This is a genomic window from Ruegeria sp. I1 (assembly GCF_056532675.1).
On the sequence record NZ_JBQFNM010000004.1, the window covers coordinates 325522 to 342363 of the forward strand.

General features: G+C 58.3%; 21 protein-coding genes. 12 read left to right on the top strand and 9 right to left on the bottom strand.

Annotated elements, in window-relative coordinates:
• Positions 1-46: 46 nt before the first annotated feature.
• The 3 genes from moaB to ACR0DH_RS10200 are packed head-to-tail and all read right to left on the bottom strand — an operon-like array spanning position 47 to position 1943.
• On the bottom strand, positions 47-583 hold the full coding sequence (moaB, locus tag ACR0DH_RS10190; RefSeq protein WP_480548469.1) for a molybdenum cofactor biosynthesis protein B: 537 nt from the start codon (positions 581-583) through the stop codon (positions 47-49).
• Positions 583-1179 (bottom strand): metallophosphoesterase family protein, encoded by a 597-nt coding sequence (locus tag ACR0DH_RS10195; protein WP_480548924.1) that lies wholly within the window; start codon positions 1177-1179, stop codon positions 583-585. Before ACR0DH_RS10195 ends, moaB begins: the two co-directional genes overlap by 1 nt.
• Entirely contained in the window at positions 1179-1943 is a 765-nt protein-coding gene (locus ACR0DH_RS10200) for a uracil-DNA glycosylase (RefSeq protein WP_480548922.1), read from the bottom strand. The genes ACR0DH_RS10195 and ACR0DH_RS10200 overlap by 1 nt, the downstream gene beginning before the upstream one ends.
• Positions 1944-2112: 169 nt before the next feature.
• Between ACR0DH_RS10200 and ACR0DH_RS10205 the strand changes: the two genes are divergently transcribed.
• The 8 genes from ACR0DH_RS10205 (at position 2113) to ACR0DH_RS10240 (ending at position 7333) form a co-directional block, all read left to right on the top strand.
• A complete protein-coding gene (locus ACR0DH_RS10205) occupies positions 2113-2361 on the top strand; it encodes a hypothetical protein (RefSeq protein ID WP_480548467.1) in 249 nt (82 codons plus the stop codon).
• Positions 2362-2701: 340 nt separating this feature from the next.
• Positions 2702-3637 (top strand): aspartate carbamoyltransferase catalytic subunit, encoded by a 936-nt coding sequence (locus tag ACR0DH_RS10210; RefSeq protein WP_480548465.1) that lies wholly within the window; start codon positions 2702-2704, stop codon positions 3635-3637.
• The gene (locus tag ACR0DH_RS10215) at positions 3634-4152 is read left to right on the top strand and encodes a hypothetical protein (protein WP_480548463.1); all 519 of its coding nucleotides are present in this window, start codon (positions 3634-3636) and stop codon (positions 4150-4152) included. The genes ACR0DH_RS10210 and ACR0DH_RS10215 overlap by 4 nt, the downstream gene beginning before the upstream one ends.
• The gene (locus ACR0DH_RS10220; protein ID WP_480548462.1) at positions 4137-4523 is read left to right on the top strand and encodes a hypothetical protein; all 387 of its coding nucleotides are present in this window, start codon (positions 4137-4139) and stop codon (positions 4521-4523) included. Before ACR0DH_RS10215 ends, ACR0DH_RS10220 begins: the two co-directional genes overlap by 16 nt.
• Complete coding sequence (gene pyrC / locus ACR0DH_RS10225; RefSeq protein ID WP_480548460.1) at positions 4520-5800, top strand: dihydroorotase; 1281 nt, start codon at positions 4520-4522, stop codon at positions 5798-5800. The genes ACR0DH_RS10220 and pyrC overlap by 4 nt, the downstream gene beginning before the upstream one ends.
• Complete coding sequence (plsY, locus tag ACR0DH_RS10230) at positions 5800-6405, top strand: glycerol-3-phosphate 1-O-acyltransferase PlsY (protein ID WP_480548458.1); 606 nt, start codon at positions 5800-5802, stop codon at positions 6403-6405. Before pyrC ends, plsY begins: the two co-directional genes overlap by 1 nt.
• Entirely contained in the window at positions 6402-6671 is a 270-nt protein-coding gene (locus ACR0DH_RS10235) for a hypothetical protein (protein ID WP_480548456.1), read from the top strand. Before plsY ends, ACR0DH_RS10235 begins: the two co-directional genes overlap by 4 nt.
• A 188-nt stretch (positions 6672-6859) precedes the next feature.
• Positions 6860-7333: a YHS domain-containing (seleno)protein gene (locus ACR0DH_RS10240; protein WP_353013544.1), complete on the top strand. Its 474-nt coding sequence runs from the start codon at positions 6860-6862 to the stop codon at positions 7331-7333.
• A gap of 130 nt (positions 7334-7463) precedes the next feature.
• Here ACR0DH_RS10240 and ACR0DH_RS10245 read toward each other — a convergent pair whose 3' ends face one another.
• From ACR0DH_RS10245 to ACR0DH_RS10255, 3 genes are all read right to left on the bottom strand, one after another.
• Entirely contained in the window at positions 7464-8447 is a 984-nt protein-coding gene (locus ACR0DH_RS10245; RefSeq protein WP_480548454.1) for a quinone oxidoreductase family protein, read from the bottom strand.
• Between the two features lie 108 nt (positions 8448-8555).
• Positions 8556-9542: an NAD(P)H-quinone oxidoreductase gene (locus tag ACR0DH_RS10250; protein WP_480548453.1), complete on the bottom strand. Its 987-nt coding sequence runs from the start codon at positions 9540-9542 to the stop codon at positions 8556-8558.
• A gap of 57 nt (positions 9543-9599) precedes the next feature.
• The gene (locus ACR0DH_RS10255; protein ID WP_480544420.1) at positions 9600-10292 is read right to left on the bottom strand and encodes a COQ9 family protein; all 693 of its coding nucleotides are present in this window, start codon (positions 10290-10292) and stop codon (positions 9600-9602) included.
• A 111-nt stretch (positions 10293-10403) separates the two neighbouring features.
• Between ACR0DH_RS10255 and rpsU the strand changes: the two genes are divergently transcribed.
• Positions 10404-10610: a 30S ribosomal protein S21 gene (gene rpsU / locus ACR0DH_RS10260; RefSeq protein WP_008207378.1), complete on the top strand. Its 207-nt coding sequence runs from the start codon at positions 10404-10406 to the stop codon at positions 10608-10610.
• Positions 10611-10912: 302 nt separating this feature from the next.
• Positions 10913-11968, top strand: coding sequence for a CAP domain-containing protein (locus ACR0DH_RS10265; protein ID WP_480548451.1), 1056 nt, complete (start codon positions 10913-10915; stop codon positions 11966-11968).
• Positions 11969-12034: 66 nt separating this feature from the next.
• Here ACR0DH_RS10265 and ppk2 read toward each other — a convergent pair whose 3' ends face one another.
• A complete protein-coding gene (ppk2, locus tag ACR0DH_RS10270) occupies positions 12035-12970 on the bottom strand; it encodes a polyphosphate kinase 2 (RefSeq protein ID WP_480544422.1) in 936 nt (311 codons plus the stop codon).
• A 235-nt stretch (positions 12971-13205) separates the two neighbouring features.
• On the opposite strand from ppk2, the gene ACR0DH_RS10275 reads away from it, so the two are divergent.
• Complete coding sequence (locus ACR0DH_RS10275) at positions 13206-14036, top strand: CPBP family intramembrane glutamic endopeptidase (protein ID WP_480548449.1); 831 nt, start codon at positions 13206-13208, stop codon at positions 14034-14036.
• Here ACR0DH_RS10275 and ACR0DH_RS10280 read toward each other — a convergent pair whose 3' ends face one another.
• Positions 14037-14495, bottom strand: coding sequence for an Lrp/AsnC family transcriptional regulator (locus ACR0DH_RS10280; RefSeq protein ID WP_480544424.1), 459 nt, complete (start codon positions 14493-14495; stop codon positions 14037-14039).
• Between the two features lie 138 nt (positions 14496-14633).
• On the opposite strand from ACR0DH_RS10280, the gene ald reads away from it, so the two are divergent.
• Positions 14634-15752: an alanine dehydrogenase gene (ald, locus tag ACR0DH_RS10285; RefSeq protein WP_480548447.1), complete on the top strand. Its 1119-nt coding sequence runs from the start codon at positions 14634-14636 to the stop codon at positions 15750-15752.
• A 184-nt stretch (positions 15753-15936) separates the two neighbouring features.
• Here the strand turns inward: ald and ACR0DH_RS10290 are convergent, their stop codons facing one another.
• Positions 15937-16746, bottom strand: a complete 810-nt coding sequence (locus tag ACR0DH_RS10290) for a mechanosensitive ion channel family protein (RefSeq protein WP_480544496.1) — start codon at positions 16744-16746, stop codon at positions 15937-15939.
• Positions 16747-16842: the final 96 nt, after the last annotated feature.

Here is a 16842-nt window from a genome sequence, read left to right on the forward strand (position 1 = left end):
ATGCCAAGCCACAATGCGGTTATAAGGTGTTAAACGTAGGAACAGTCTACTTCCGTCGCAGATGTTCGTCCAATCGCGGCATTATTTCCACAAAGTTGCAGGGGCGATGGCGGTAGTCGAATTGTTTTTCCAAAATACCGTCCCATGCATCCTTGCACGCACCCGGGCTGCCCGGCAGGGCAAACAGATAGGTGCCGCCAGCAACACCGCCAGTCGCGCGGGATTGCACGGCAGAGGTTCCGATCTTCTCCATCGACAGAATGGTGAAGACGGTTCCAAAAGCATCAATCTCTTTCTCATAGACATCGCGATGCGCTTCGACCGTGACATCGCGCCCGGTCAGGCCCGTGCCTCCGGTTGAGATCACAACATCGATCTGCGGGTCTTCGATCCATGCACGCAGCTGATCAGCGATCTGCGCACGCTCATCGGGCAGGATTTGCCGATCTGCAACGGCGTGACCCGCCGCTTCGATCCGATCGACCAGCGTTCGACCGGATCGATCTTCTTCAAGCGACCGCGTGTCCGAAACCGTCAGGACCGCAATACGAACCGCAATAAAGTCTTTTTCCTGATCGATCATCACGACACCTCGAACCAATTCACCTTGGGCCCCAGATTGGCGATTTGAGCCCGGCCCAGCGTTCCGCGATAGCCCCAGCTGTCGTGGATATGGCCACAGAAAACCAGCTTGGGCTGAAGCCGTTCCACAGCATCGCGCACAGCCACCGAACCGACCGAGACACCTTGCGATGTCACATCTCCATACCCTTTAGGCGGAGAATGCACGATCAGGATATCCGCAGCGTCGCAGCGATCCAGCAGTTCCGAAGCCTCTGGCTCGGACAGATCACAGGACCAATCGCCAAATGGCGTGGCGGGTACTCCGTAGCCCAGCCCGAACAGGTGAATTCCATCGACCGTCATTCCGGTGCCATGCAGAACATGGGCGCCATCCGGCGCGGCATCGCTCAGCTCATCCGCGCTTTCCGCATTTCCGGGCGCCAGCACCAGCGGGGCCGAGATACCCGACAGCATCTGCATGGCCTCGCCCAATCCCTGGCGCATATTGCAGTAGTCCCCGGCCCCAATCACCAGATCGGCCTGCGCGCTGGCCTCCACCAGATCAGCCGCCCGGTTGCGCGCCATATGCAGGTCCGAGAAGGCCAGAATTCGCATCATCCTGCCCCCAGCCGTGCTTTCAACTCCAACAGATCGGCCCAGGCCTCTCGTTTCATCTGCGGTTGGCGCAGTAGGTAAGCGGGGTGGAACATCGGGATCACCGGCAAATCCAGCGCGTGTTCCCAAGTACCGCGTAAGCGCGTGATGCCGCGTTTACCCAGAACAGCCTGACAACTGATATTGCCCATCACCACGAGAACCTCGGGCTTGGCCAGCGCCACATGGCGTTCCAGAAACGGCTTCATCATGCCGATCTCTTCCGGCTTCGGATCGCGGTTCTGTGGGGGGCGCCAGGGCAACACATTGGTGATATACACATTCTGCGCGCGATCCAGATCAATCGCCGCCAGCATCCGATTCAGCAGCTGACCCGCGCGTCCGACAAAGGGCTTACCTTCGCGATCTTCATCCCGCCCCGGCGCTTCACCAATGATCATCACGCGCGCGCCCGGAGTACCATCGGCAAAAACCAACTGCCGCGCACCGCGTTTCAGCTCACAATGTTCAAATGTCTCCATCGCCGCGCGCAATTCATCCAGTGATCCGGCGCTTTGCGCTGCAGATTTTGCGATGGCAACCGGGTCAACCTGCTCTGGTTTCTCGGTCGCGGCCTCGGGGCTGGCCTGTTTCTTGGGCTTGGGCGCGGTATCGGGCAGCGCATACCGGTCGATTGGCGCGTCGCCAATCGCCTCGGTCACGCCCAGTTCGATCTGCCAGTCCAACAGCGCCCGTGCGGTGTGATAATCCATGCCCGATTCCATACCCCACAATCTAACCGGCTTTTGACCGATGGAAAGCGAATAGACCTTGCCACGGCGCTGGGTCACACCGACCATGATCCTGTTATGCCATCGATCTTGCGATTCCTTCTGATTGCTCTGCTTCTGAGTGCCCCGGCCAGCCCGCTACACGCGCAGCTTTCCATCGGCAATGACCAATGCCGCGGGGGTCAATTCGCCTGCGGCAGCCGGTGTTGTTCGGGCGGGCAAAGATGCAGCTTTGATGGACACTGCATCCCTCTGGGTGGCACCTATTGCGGTGGCGGGCGCAGCTGTGGCCCATTCGAGCGCTGTGTCGCGGGTGGCACGCGATGTGCACCACAAGGTGCAAATGCCTGCAATTCGAGCCTCGATTGCCCCAGCGGGAGCCGCTGCAATGGCCGTCGCAAATGCGAGCTGATCCGCCCCGATATCGAACTAAACCTACCGCAGCCCTGCGCTGATGGCCGGATCTGCGTGCGCGGATCTTACTGCCTGCCGCAAGGCGGATGCTCTCGCCCCGGATGGTACTTGTGCGAAAAAACCGGATCGCAGTGTCGCCAAGGTTTCAAATGCTCCAGAAATCAGGGCTGTGTCCCTGTCAAAGCCATCGATTGCGGATATGGCAAATGGTGCAAACCGGGCGAACAATGCCTGCCGCAGGGGGGATGCCAGAAACTGCCCGACAGCACAGAACCTTAGGTTGCCTTGCCTCGCGCGGCTTTCTATAAGCGGTCCGATTGTCAGACAGGAGCCCGCCCATGCGTTTCGCCCATCGTCACCTTCTTGGCATCGAGCATCTGTCGCAATCCGATATCACCGCCATTCTTGACCTGGCCGAGACCTATGTCGATATGAACCGTCAGTCGACCAAACACTCGGACGTGCTGTCCGGGCTGACCCAGATCAACATGTTCTTTGAAAACTCGACCCGCACGCAAGCGAGCTTTGAGATCGCGGGTAAGCGTCTGGGCGCGGATGTGATGAATATGGCGATGCAGGCCAGTTCGATCAAAAAGGGCGAAACCCTGATTGATACAGCAATGACATTAAACGCGATGCATCCCGACCTGCTGGTGGTGCGCCATCCACAATCTGGTGCAGTCGATCTGCTGGCGCAGAAAGTGAATTGCGCCGTGCTGAATGCAGGCGACGGGCGGCACGAACATCCGACCCAAGCGCTGCTGGATGCATTGACCATCCGCCGCGCCAAGGGGCGCTTGCATCGCCTGAACATCGCCATTTGCGGCGATGTGGCCCATTCCCGCGTGGCGCGTTCGAACTTGATCCTGCTGGGCAAGATGGAGAACCGCATCCGTCTGATCGGCCCCCCCACGCTGGTGCCTGCGCAATTCGCAGAGTTCGGGGCCGAGATTTATGACGATATGACCGAAGGTCTGCGGGATGTGGATGTCGTCATGATGCTGCGCCTTCAGAAAGAGCGGATGGATGGCGGGTTCATTCCGTCAGAGCGCGAGTACTATCACCGCTATGGCCTTGACGCCGTCAAGCTTGCGCAAGCCAAACCCGACGCCATCGTCATGCACCCGGGTCCAATGAACCGAGGGGTCGAGATCGACGGCACGCTAGCGGATGACATCAACCGTTCTGTCATTCAGGAACAGGTCGAGATGGGCGTCGCCGTCCGCATGGCCGCCATGGAACTGCTGGCCCGCAACCTGCGCGAGGCCGCATGAGCGACCTGACCGTCCTTCCCCACGAACGCGGTGTCATTCGCCTGTTTGCGCTGAACATGCGCCCGGAAGAGGCCAAGTTTCTGCGCGAACCGGGTGCTGCTGATCAGGTTTTGGGGGTTGCCAATCTGGACCTTGAACAGATCGACATCTTTCCTGTGTCCGACCTCGAAGACCTGGGCCTTTGGGGCTATCTGAACGAAGGGGGCGGCGTCTCCGAAAACCAATTGGATCGCGCGGCGCTGGACGCTGTTGAAGGCTGGGTCATGGCTCTGCGCAGCGCTGCGTTCAAAGGACAGTCTGCGGTGCTTACCCCGGATCCGCGCGTTCAGTTAATTGGTTTGTTCACGGAAGAGGCCACAAACTGGACTGGCGGTCGGATCGAAACCGAAAGTGCCAAGCCATTTTCAGCGCCGCAGCCGCCGCCGCAAGACGACAGGCCGCGCCAAATGGGCTCGGCTGTATTGGCCTTGTTCATATTAATGGTGATCGGAGGTGTCCTGTGGCTGATCCTGTGATCTTCACCCCCGACAAGGGGGCATATATTCGCACCAATGCCTGGCTGGCCGCTGCTGCAATGGCCGGGGCAATGGTCGTGCTCTGGTTGGTCGGAAACCCCTATGTCTGGACCGGTGCGCCTGCTGGACTTGCAGCCATCGGCCTGCGCGCATGGTATCTGGCTTCGGAAGAACTGACCGCCAAATGGGAAATGACCGATACTTTGCTGACAGGCCCGGGCCCGCGCAAGGTCGCGCTGACCCAGATCGAAACCGTGAACACCATGGGCAGTTTCGTCCAGCTTGTGACCAAGAGCGGCGACAAGCACCTGATCAAATACCAAGCGGATCCCGTCGCAACCAAAGCCGCTATCGAAAGGGCCTTGCCATGAGCACCGTTTTGTTTACCAACGCGCGCCTGATCGACCCTGAGAACGGGACGGATGCGACCGGATGGCTGCAAGTCGCGGACGGGCGGATCGTGGCAAACGGCGAAGGCGATGCCCCTGCGGTGGACGGGCAGGTCGTGGACTGCGATGGCAAATGCCTGGCACCCGGCATTGTCGATATCGGCGTTAAAGTGTGTGAACCGGGCGAGCGGCACAAGGAAAGCTATAAATCCGCAGGTCTCGCGGCAGCGGCGGGTGGGGTGACCACGTTGGTCACGCGCCCCGATACCACACCTGCCATCGACACGCCGGAAACGCTGGAATTTGCAACACGCCGCGCCCAGGCTGATACGCCTGTGAACGTTCTGCCAATGGCCGCTCTAACCAAAAGGCGTGAGGGGCGCGAGATGACCGAGATCGGGTTTCTGATGGATGCCGGTGCAGTCGCCTTTACGGATTGCGATCATGTGGTGACCAACACCAAGGTATTCGCGCGCGCGCTGACCTATGCGCGGTCCTGCGGGGCGTTGGTGATAGCGCATCCGCAGGAACCGGGGCTCAGCGCCGGGGCTGCTGCGACCAGCGGTAAATTCGCCGCGTTGCGCGGCCTGCCCGCAGTGTCAGCCCGGGCGGAACGGATGGGGCTGGACCGCGACATCGCCCTGCTGGAAATGACTGGCGCGGCCTATCACGCAGATCAGATCACGACGGCTCGCGCCTTGCCCGCATTGGAACGCGCCAAGCGCAATGGTTTGGACATCACCGCCGGAACCTCGATCCACCATCTGACGCTGAATGAGTTGGACGTGGCCGACTATCGCACCTTCTTCAAAGTCAAACCGCCGCTTCGGTCAGAGGATGACCGGCAGGCGGTGATTGAGGCGGTGCGAACGGGCCTGATCGACACGATCAGTTCGATGCACACTCCACAGGACGAGGAAAGCAAACGCCTGCCGTTTGAAGAGGCTGCCTCGGGCGCGGTTGCTTTGGAGACATTGCTGCCTGCAGCGCTGCGCCTGTATCATTCGGGTCAGTTGGATTTGCCAACCCTGTTCCGTGCCATGACCCTGAACCCGGCCAAACGCCTGGGTTTGAACAGTGGTCGTTTGTCCACAGATGCGCCAGCCGATCTGGTATTGTTTGATCCTGATATTCCTTTTGTGCTGGACCGTTTTACACTCCGATCCAAATCACAAAACACGCCATTTGACGGGCAGCGGATGCAGGGTAAGGTCATTGCGACCTACGTGGCCGGCAAAGAAGTCTACCGGAGAACTTGATGCCCTTGATTGACAGTACACAATCCGAATTGCTGCTGTGGGCGGCCATGGGCTACCTTTTGGGGTCAATTCCCTTTGGCCTGATCCTGGCCAAGCTTATGGGGCTGGGCAATCTGCGCCAGATCGGGTCGGGCAACATCGGGGCCACCAATGTGCTGCGGACCGGCAACAAGGCCGCTGCCGCCCTGACCCTGCTGTTTGACGCCGCAAAAGGCGCTGTTGCGGTTCTGCTGGCGCGCGCCTTTGCCGGTGAGGATGCAGCCCAGTTTGCCGCGCTCATGGCGTTTCTGGGCCATTGCTATCCCGTTTGGCTAAACTTCAAGGGCGGTAAGGGTGTGGCCACTTTCCTTGGCCTTTGGCTGGCGCTGGATTGGCGGGTCGGTGTTGCCTGCTGTCTGACATGGTTGGTTGCGGCTGCGATATGGCGGATATCCTCGATTGGCGCACTGGCGGCGGCTGCATTGTCGACCACCTGGGTCGTGGTGTTGACAGATGGCTCCACCTTCGTTTTGGGTATTGCGCTTACCTTGCTGGTCTACTGGCGCCACAACGCCAATGTAGCCCGCATCAAGGCGGGGACTGAGCCCAAAATCGGAAAGCCGTGAACGCGACCGACGCGTTCACCCGCGCCTTTTTCGCATTGCCCTTGGGCACATTCACTGGCCGCGCCCATGATCGGCGCTATGTCGTCTCACGTCAGGTCATGGCAGGAAAAAAGTCCCATAAGCTTGTGGCGTATGAACTCGGTGGCGAGGACTATATCAGCCTGAACCTCTACCAAACCCGCAACAGCGGAGCATTGCTGCGCCCTTGCGAAATGCCTGCTCAAAAGGTCGTCGACTTTGTTCTGGCGCTCACACCCGAAGGCTAACCCAGCCACATTTTTGAACAGCATCTCTGCGCTTCTGCACAATCACAATTGATTGCTTTGAACGTGAACATCCGGCTTCCCACCTGAGTTTCTGTGACGGCCAATTACCGGTCGCACAGGACAAAACCCGGGATCGCAAATCGCAATTACGGCGACCACGCGCATCCTCTTTCACGAAAGGTGAAGCTATGAACACGTTTAAATCTCTGATCGGTGGCGTTGCGCTGTCTGTTGCCCTGGCAACTTCAACCCTGGCCGCTGGCGTTGAAATCAATGCCAGCTCGACCGGGCTGGCGATGCAGGGCTATGACCCGGTTGCGTATTTTACCGAAGGTGAAGCCACCAAGGGCGACTACCGGATCACCACGCTGCATGATGACGCAATGTACCGCTTCTCATCCGAGGAAAACAAAGCCGCGTTTGAAGCGAACCCCGAAGCTTATCTGCCCGCCTATGGCGGCTACTGCGCCTTCGGTGCAGCCATGGGCTTCAAGTTTGATGGTGACCCGAACCACTGGAAGATCGTTGACAACACACTGTACCTGAACCTGTCGCAAGACATCCAGGAACGCTGGGAAGGCGACATTCCGGGCTTCATCGAACAGGCCAGCGCAAACTGGGAAAACATCGCTGACAAGGCTCCGGCCGAACTGCAGCAATAACCCATATTCGGCAACTTTTGCGGTGGGAGCAGAAATGCTCCTGCCGCGCTCAAATCCCACTCTGAACGGAATACCCTTTGGAACCCGGCAGATTGAGCAAAACCCGGCGCGTTTCGCCGGGTTTTGTTATTCAGATATCCAAGATTGTGCTGCCCGTAGTCTGACGCGCCTCAAGCGCGCGATGCGCGTCGGCGATCTGATCTAGTGGGAAGCGCTGATCGATATGTATCTTGACCTCGCCGCCTGAAACTTTGCCAAACAGCCTCCGTGCCATCGCCTGACAGACCGTATGATCGCCGATATGCGTAAACAAGGTCGGGCGGGTGATCTTGAGCGATCCTTTCTGCCCCAAGATCCCGATATTCACGGGCGGAACCGGCCCCGAAGCATTGCCGAATGAGATCATCATCCCAAGCGGTTTCAGACAGTCAAGCGACCCTTCGAACGTGTCGGCGCCGACCGAGTCCATCACCACGTCGACGCCATGCCCATTGGTGATCTCGGCCACGCGTTCGACGAAGTTCTCGGTGCGGTAGTTGATGCAATGCGCTGCGCCATTGAACTGGGCCAGCGCGCATTTCTCATCCGTACCGGCAGTACCGATCAGAGTGATACCTTCGGATTTCGCCCATTGGCAGGCGATCAGGCCCACACCCCCGGCCGCAGCATGGAACAACACCGTATCTCCACGACGCAAAGGCGTGGTGCGGTGGAACAGATATTCAACGGTCATGCCCTTCAGCATCATCGCTGCCGCCGCTTCGAATGAAATGCCGTCTGGCAACGGGCAGAGCTGAGCCGCCGGCATCACCCGCGCTTCGCAATAGGCGCCCGACGGTGCGGCAGCATAGGCGGCGCGCTGACCTGGTGTCAGATGAGTGACCCCGTCGCCAACCGCTTCGATCACGCCCGATGCTTCCATCCCAAGCGCATGTGGTAGTTCCAGCGGATAGAGACCGGTGCGCTGATAAACGTCGATAAAGTTCAGGCCGCAGGCATGATGGCGGATACGAACCTCACCCGGACCGGGATCACCCAGGGGCCGATCTTCGATCTGCAAGGCCTCGGGGCCGCCGAATTCGTGGATAACGACTGTGCGCGCAATATTCTGCATTCTGAACCTCCTCGTGCCTGATCCCAAGCTAGCATGCTTGCGTGACAGGGCAATCAGGAGCTTGTGCTGCGGCGAGTTTGCGCACGGATCAAACCCCGCGCATCGCCACTAGCCCGCCACGTTCAAAACGATCTTGCCAATATGGGTCGAGCTTTCCATATGGGCATGCGCTGCCGCAGCATCGGCCAGGGGGAATTCGCTGTCCATAACCGGGGCAACCTTACCGGCGGCCAGCAAAGGCCAGACGGCCTCACGCAGGTCCTGTGCGATCTTGGCTTTGGCCAGATCGCTTTGCGGGCGCAAGGTACTGCCCGTCAAAGTCAGGCGTTTCACCATCATCAGGGCAAAATTCAACTCAGCCACCGGGCCCTGTAGAAACGCGATCTGAACCAGACGCCCATCCTCGGCCAATGCCTTCACGTTGCGCGGGATATAGTCTCCGCCCACCATATCGAGGATCAGGTTCGCCCCGCCTTCAGCGCGCACAACACCCACGAAATCTTCGTCGCGGTAGTTGATTGCCTTCTCAGCACCAAGTTTCAGGCAGGCGGCACATTTCTCATCCGAGCCAGCAGTTGCAAAGACCCGCGCACCAAAGGCATTGGCCAGCTGGATCGCAGTGGTTCCGATGCCGCTGGACCCACCATGAACAAGGAAGCGCTCGCCTGGTTTCAGACCGCCGCGCGTGAACACGTTGGACCAGACGGTAAAGAACGTCTCTGGCAGACAAGCCGCTTGCTTCATGTCCATCCCGTCCGGCACTGGCAGGCAATGCGCAGCGGGTGTGGCGACGTATTCGGCGTAACCGCCACCGGGCAACAGGGCGCAGACCTTATCGCCCAGCGCCAAGCCCTCGACCCCTGCGCCCACGGCAACTACCTCGCCCGAGGCTTCCAGCCCCGGCAGATCGCTGGCTCCCGGCGGGGGATCATAGGCCCCTGCGCGCTGCAACGCATCCGGGCGGTTCACACCGGCATAGGCCACTTTCAGAACAACCTGCCCGGCCTCCGCCGTCGGCATCGGTCGTTCGGTCAGCTTAAGAACATCGGGACCACCGGGCTGCGTGATTTCGACAGCGCGCATCATCTGGGTCATGGGCAAATCTCCTTTGCCCAATGCCTAGCTGTCATCTGAGCAAAGGCCAAGCTTTGACTACTTGCGCGGGTTCAGCAGGCCCGGCAAATCTGCTCGCATTTTCATCGGAGCCTTGACCTGACCCGCCAGCCAATTCGGAACGGCCAGAAACGGTTTGAACAACGGGTTGCTGTTCACCTGCGCCTTCAGCTTCTCAAACTGCATCACGTCGCCAATGCGCCTGTCCAGAAACTCCCACGTCTTCTGGTGATCAGGCGAATCGTCCCCCAGCCAGAACAAAAGGGTCGAGGAATAGACGCCCGACAGCGTCGCCCGCTTGGTGTACCAGTTTACGTCATCCGACGTGTCACCCAATGCATCCCAAATCAGATCGCAGGTACCCCAAACAGCCTTGGCCCCGTCACCTGCATGCATTGGCAGGGCAAACAAAGTCATGCCCCGGCGGACCAGTTCCTTGTCTTCGACCGCCTCAAGCCGGAACCGAACAGCAGCGGCTACCTTTTCGCGGAACTTAAGCGCGCTGAGGTCTTCAGACTTGATCCGGTCCAGCATCATCTGGTCCCCACGCGCATGATAGGCCAGCGCCAGATCAACCGCGCCGCGCGGGCAAATCGCCCGGGCAAGACCGTCATCCAGTTCGCATTCTGCAACGGCGGCGCGAAAGCTGGTTTCGGACCATCCGTCAAACGGAACATGGGCAAGCATCGCGTCCAGCATCTGCTGTTTTGCGTCTTCATAGGTCACTGTCATGGCGGTTCTCCGGTGTTCGGGGCCAGTACTAGACAAGATAGAACGGCTTTGCTATACGGCCAATTCCTGCAATTTCCTTGCAACTCTATCTAGAAAGGTGGTGACAACCACATGCAGGTTAGTGTTCGCGACAATAACGTCGATCAGGCGCTTCGTGCCCTGAAGAAAAAGCTGCAGCGCGAAGGCGTGTTCCGTGAAATGAAGCTGAAGCAACATTTCGAGAAACCGTCCGAGAAAAAAGCGCGCGAGAAAGCTGAAGCGATCCGCCGTGCCCGTAAACTGGCACGCAAGAAAGCCCAGCGCGAAGGTATGCTCTAAGCAGCAACCCGTCTCGTCCAGCTTTGGATGACACTATTTGACGACCCCCGAGGCCCCGCCCGGGGGTTTGTCGTTTCTAAGACCGGTTTGATCTTGCCGACTCGTGCGTGATGCTGTGCGGCAAGCTGCCATTTCGGCCCCGGCAGAATTTTGCCCGGCATTTTGCAGCGCAGCGAATCCCGCATCGGTAGCACTGCGATGCTCAAATTCTCCTGACAGGTCAGCCCACCTATCCGTCACAGGAAAGGTCTTTGTATCAGCCTCTCGTCTACTCAGACACCAAATCAATAACGGAGGCTACTATGTCGACTGCAAGCACAATCGAGCGCGAAATGCTCGCACTTATCAATGAAGAGCGAACATCCCGCGGGCTGAACCCACTGCAATTGGAAACCAACCTGAACGAATCTTCTGAAGATCACAGCACCTGGATGCTGGACCGCGATATTTTCAGCCATACAGGCGCAGGCGGGTCCAGCGCAACGCAACGGATGCAGGCTGCGGGGTTTGATCTATCGGGCAGCTGGCGCACGGGCGAAAACATCGCCTGGCAATCTGAGCGCGGCGCGCCGGGCATCAGCGACGACGTCGCTCAGCTGCATCAGAACCTGATGAACAGCCCGGGCCACCGCGCCAATATCCTGAATCCGAACTTCGACTATATCGGGATCGGGATCGAAACAGGCGATATGCAGGGTTTTGATGCCGTGATGGTCACGCAGAACTTTGGTGCAACCGGTGGTACGGTGGACCTGGATACAGGCACCACCCCAACCCCTACGCCGATGCTCGAAGAGCCCGAAACACCGGAAGAGCCTGAGACACCCGAAGAACCTCAGACGCCGGAAGTTCCAGAAGAACCAGAGACACCAACTGAACCTGGAACTCCGGAAGAACCGGAAACGCCCGAAGAGCCTGAGACGCCAGAAGAACCGGAAACGCCTGCGGAGCCGGAAGCGCCGGAGGAACCAGAGACTCCCATGGAACCCGAAACGCCAGAGGAACCCGAAGAACCTGTGGAACCTGAGACTCCGGAAGAACCAGAGGCGCCTGAAGAGCCAGAAACGCCTGAACCAACGGCTGAGAATGGTTTTGATATCGAAGCCTTTGTTGCGGCGCTGGAAGAATTCCTGAACGAGGTGCTGGCACTGGTCGATGATTTCGACTGGATCGACATCGAACTACCCGGCGCGCAACCCGGCGGTGATGTACCAATGGATGACGGTCTGATCCTGATCTCGGAAGCAGGCGATGGTGGAACGCCGCCGACAGAAGAACCCAACGCGGGCTTCACCGACGATGACGATATGCTGATCTTCTCCCCAATGGGTGGAGAATGCATGGTGGACGTCGTTTAACAACTCGTATTCTGGCGAGGCGCGATAATTCGCGCCTCGCTTTTTCCAGCTCGAATCCAGTTCCGCCTAGTAGATTTTCGGAACGTACAGCTCGTCGGGCAGAATACGACGTTCGTAATCAGGGTTATACCTACGATCAGGCAGATCGACCCGCTCCTGCGGCACGTCCGTATAGGGGATCTTGGTCAACAGATGCTCGATACAGTTCAAGCGTTCGCGCTTTTTGTCATTGCCCTCGACAATGTACCACGGCGCCTCAGAGATATTCGTTCGGAATAACATGTCCTCTTTGGCCTTGGTGTAGGATTCCCAGCGAATACGGGATTCCAGATCCATCGGAGACAGTTTCCACTGTTTCATCGGATCATGAATCCGCATGAGGAATCGCAGCTGTTGTTCTTCATCGGTGATCGAGAACCAGTATTTCAGCAAGATGATCCCGGACCGAACCAACATCCGTTCAAATTCGGGAACGTCCTGAAAGAACTGTTCGACCTGATCCTCGGTCGCAAAGCCCATGACGCGTTCAACCCCTGCCCGGTTGTACCAGGACCGGTCGAAGAACACGATTTCACCCGCCGCAGGCAAATGCGGGACATAGCGCTGGAAATACCATTGGCTCTGTTCCCGGCGGCTGGGTGCAGGCAGCGCCACCACACGCGCGACCCGAGGGTTCAGGCGTTGGGTGATCCGTTTGATCACGCCCCCCTTGCCCGCACTGTCGCGACCTTCGAACAGGATGCACACTTTGGCCCCGGTATGCTGCACCCAATCCTGAACCTTGATCAGCTCGGCCTGCAGGCGCAGCAGGTTGCGGAAATAGACCTTGCGATCTAGCATTTCGGGATGCTGATCCTTGTAGATCTTGCGCACTTCCATCGACAGCATGGGTTCGCTGAACTCGATCTCAAAATCTTCGTCCAGCGTGTCTTCCAGCTCGGCCTCTAGCCAGTCTTTGGGAGAGTCGTTGTTTTCATACGCCAAAGTCTGTTCCTTCTTCATTCACCGGGTGCGGACAGTAATGCGCCTGTGTAACCGCCTGATGTCATCGGATAAGTTGATCTTACTACAGGCGCCGATGAGGTGACCGCTGCTAAGTAAAGACATTACGTGTAATTCTGAACCGCTCGCGCGGGGGATACAACCGTAAGAATTGCCGCAACTGGAAAGGCTTGCACCAGGGAAAGCTGCGCGCCATGACTAAGCCAGTCGAACTGTCGAGGCCACCGTGGCGTATGTGCTGACCCTTCTTCCGATGATCTGGCCCTGGCTGATACTGATCGCGGCCCAGATTACCGCGCTGAGCGGACGGATGGGCGTGGCATTGGCGCTGCTGGTTCTTTTCATCAGCGTCAGCTCAGTTGCCAATCTGATCACGCCATGGGCGATTGCAGTGATTGCGATCGGGTTGCTAGGGGCCGCGACCCTGCCACGCCTGAGCGGCGCGATGGCAGTTGCCGGGCATACGCTTCTGATCCTGTGGTGTTTCACCTTGGGCGCGCATCTGGTTCCTGGGTTCAACAATCTGCTTGTCTTGGATCAGGTCCATGCCGGTGAAAACAGCGCCGCGTTTACGATGTATCTGAACCTCGACAAACCAATGGTGTTCTTTGCGGTCCTATTGGCTTGGCCCAGCATGCTGTTTGCGCGTCAGAAAACCAATGCCACGTGGCTCGTCATCGGGCTTGCTCTACTGCCACTGATCTTTCTTGCAGCTGTTTCAATCGGGGCGCTGCGGCCAGAAGTTAAACTTCCCCCTTGGTGGTTGGTTTTTGCAGTTTCAAACTTGTTTCTGACCTGTTTCGCGGAAGAGGCTTTTTTTCGCGGCTACCTACAATCTCTGTTCAGTTCGAAACTTGACCCTATTGGTGGCGTTGTCGCAGCCAGCCTGTTGTTCGGTTTGGCGCATTTCGGCGGTGGTCCAGCACTCGTGATCTTTGCCACGGTGCTGGGCTTGGGTCTGGGGCTGGCCTATGCCGCGACCGGGCGGCTTTGGGTGCCGATTGCGATGCACTTTGCCTTTAACTTTGTCCACCTTGTCTATTTCACCTATCCCGTGCCGGCCTGATCAGACCGGCAAGGCCGTGGTCTTGAACACCGTCCGCAAGGCAAACGAGCTTTGCATCTGCGCCACGCCCGGCAGGCGCGAGAGATATTGGCGGTGAATGCGGGCGAAATCTTCGGTGTTTTCGGCCACGACTTTCAGAAGGTAATCTGCCGTCCCCGCCATCAGGTGGCATTCCAACACATCCGGAATGCGGGCCACCGCCTTCTCGAATGCATCCAGAACCTCTTCGGCTTGACCTTGCAAGGTGATCTCAACAAACACGGTTGTGGGAACATTCATCTTCCGCGCGTCCAGCAAGGCCACGTAGTTTCGAATATAGCCCTCCAACTCTAGCCGTTGGACCCGGCGATGGCAGGCCGAGGGTGAAAGGTTCACCTTTTCGGACAGGTCCGCATTCGAAACCCGACCATTCTTTTGCAGGGCGGCCAGAATCTTACGATCAGTCGTATCCAAGCTCATTTGCGCATATCCATTGCGTTGATTCAGTATCTTTCGCTGGATTCTTTCAAAAGAAAGCCCAATAGCAGGCATTGTTTCACAGAAATTGCGCCACGTAATGCACATAATTTAGGCAGCTTATGAACGGAGGAGGGTCACATGAAAATCGGGTGCCCAAAAGAAATAAAACCACAGGAATTCCGCGTTGGCATGACACCGAATGCAGCTCAGGAAGCGGTGTCGCGTGGACATGAGGTGCTTATCGAAACCGGTGCCGGGATCGGTGCGGGGTTCGACAATGACGCCTATATCGCGGCTGGTGCGCGCATTCTGGACACGGCAGAAGAGGTGTTTGCCACCGCCGACATGATCGTGAAGGTCAAAGAACCCCAGGCCGGAGAGCGCAAGATGTTGCGCGAAGGTCAGTTGCTGTTCACCTACCTGCATCTGGCACCCGATCCGGATCAGACCCATGATCTGCTGGAATCGGGCTGTACGGCGATTGCCTATGAAACCGTAACCGATGCCAATGGGGGCCTGCCTCTGCTAGCCCCGATGTCCGAGGTGGCCGGGCGCCTGGCCCCTCAGGTCGGGTCATGGACCTTGCAAAAGGCCAATGGCGGGCGCGGTGTGCTGATGGGTGGCGTGCCTGGGGTTGGCCCGGCCAAGGTCGTCGTGATCGGCGGTGGCGTGGTTGGCACCCATGCGGCGAAGATCGCCGCTGGCATGGGAGCAGATGTAACCGTTCTGGACCGGTCCCTGCCTCGCCTGCGCTATCTGGACGATGTGTTTGGCGGCCAGTTCAAGAACCAGTATTCAACGGCCGGTGCAACTGCCGAGTTGATCCGCGATGCCGATATGGTCATCGGCGCGGTTCTGATCCCCGGCGCAGCAGCCCCCAAGCTGGTCTCACGCGCGCAGCTGTCGACAATGAAACCCGGTGCGGTGCTGGTGGATGTGGCCATCGATCAGGGCGGTTGTTTCGAAACCTCTCGCGCGACCACCCATGCTGATCCGATCTATGAGGTCGATGGGGTGATGCACTACTGCGTGGCCAACATGCCGGGCGCTGTAGCGCGCACCTCGACCATTGCGCTGGGCAACGCAACGATGCCGTTCATGCTGTCTTTGGCAGATAAAGGCTGGAAACAGGCCTGTCAGGACGATCCGCATCTGCTGGCCGGTCTGAACGTCCATGCCGGACAACTGACCTACTACGCAGTTGGCAAGGCGCTTGGGATCGACGTCGTCTCACCCAACGTGGTGATAAAGGCGTAATCCTCCCGCCCCTGAAAGCGCCTTTTGAAAAAGGTGCTTTAAGCCTTGGGCGCCGCGCCACAGGCGCGGCGCGGGTGCTTTAAACACTACGCGTTGAGAAAACGAAACCGCGCCGCACGATAGTGCGGCGCCGGGCCCAACCGGAGAAGGGCATTTTGAATGCCCGTTCGACGGGCGGGAGCCTTTAGCCCTGCTTCTGAATTTCGACCGAATGCGGATAAGGAATCGAGACACCCTTGGCGTCGAAGGCTTCCTTGATGGTCTTGGTCAGCTCGAATTTCACATCCCAGTAGTCCGCCGCAGCACACCACAAACGCGCAGTTAGATCGACCGAGCTGTCACCCAGATTTGTGACCCTCACCCAAGGCTCTGGATCCTTGTGGATGCGCGCATCCGCATTGGCGACATCCAAAATGATCTTCATGGCCTCATCCGCGCTGTCGCCGTAGTCAATTCCGAACACCAGATCGACACGCCGCGTTTCATGTGCGGAATAGTTGGTGATCACCGACCCCCAAGCCTGCCCGTTCGGGACTATGATCTGTACGTTGTCTGGCGTCACCAGCTCAGTGGTGAACAGGTTCAGGTCTTTGACCGTTCCTGCCGTTCCGCCGATATCCACATACTGACCCAGCTTATAGGGGCGGAACACAACCAGCATCACGCCCGCCGCCAGATCGCTGAGCGTCCCTTGCAGCGCAAGACCAATCGCCAGCGAGGCAGCACCCAGAATGGCAACGATACTTGTGGCCTCGATCCCGAAAATCCCCAGAACGGCCACGAGGACGATCGCCAAGATCACCCATTTGACAACGCTGGCCGCAAAATTGCCGAGCGTGGGATCGATCTGAGGCGTTTTGTTGATGCGACGCCGCACTACGCCCGACACCATCCCGGCCACGATCCAACCGATGATCAGGACAATCAACGCCTTACCCGCACTCAACAGTATCGGCAAATAGCCACTCGCTAAATCTACAGCTTGATTTGCCATATCGACTGTCTGATCCATGTCAGGTTTCCTTCTCGATCAAATTAGAAGGGGCACCAACAACGATGCGGAGCCCCGTTTGCTTGCCAACTTCCGGAT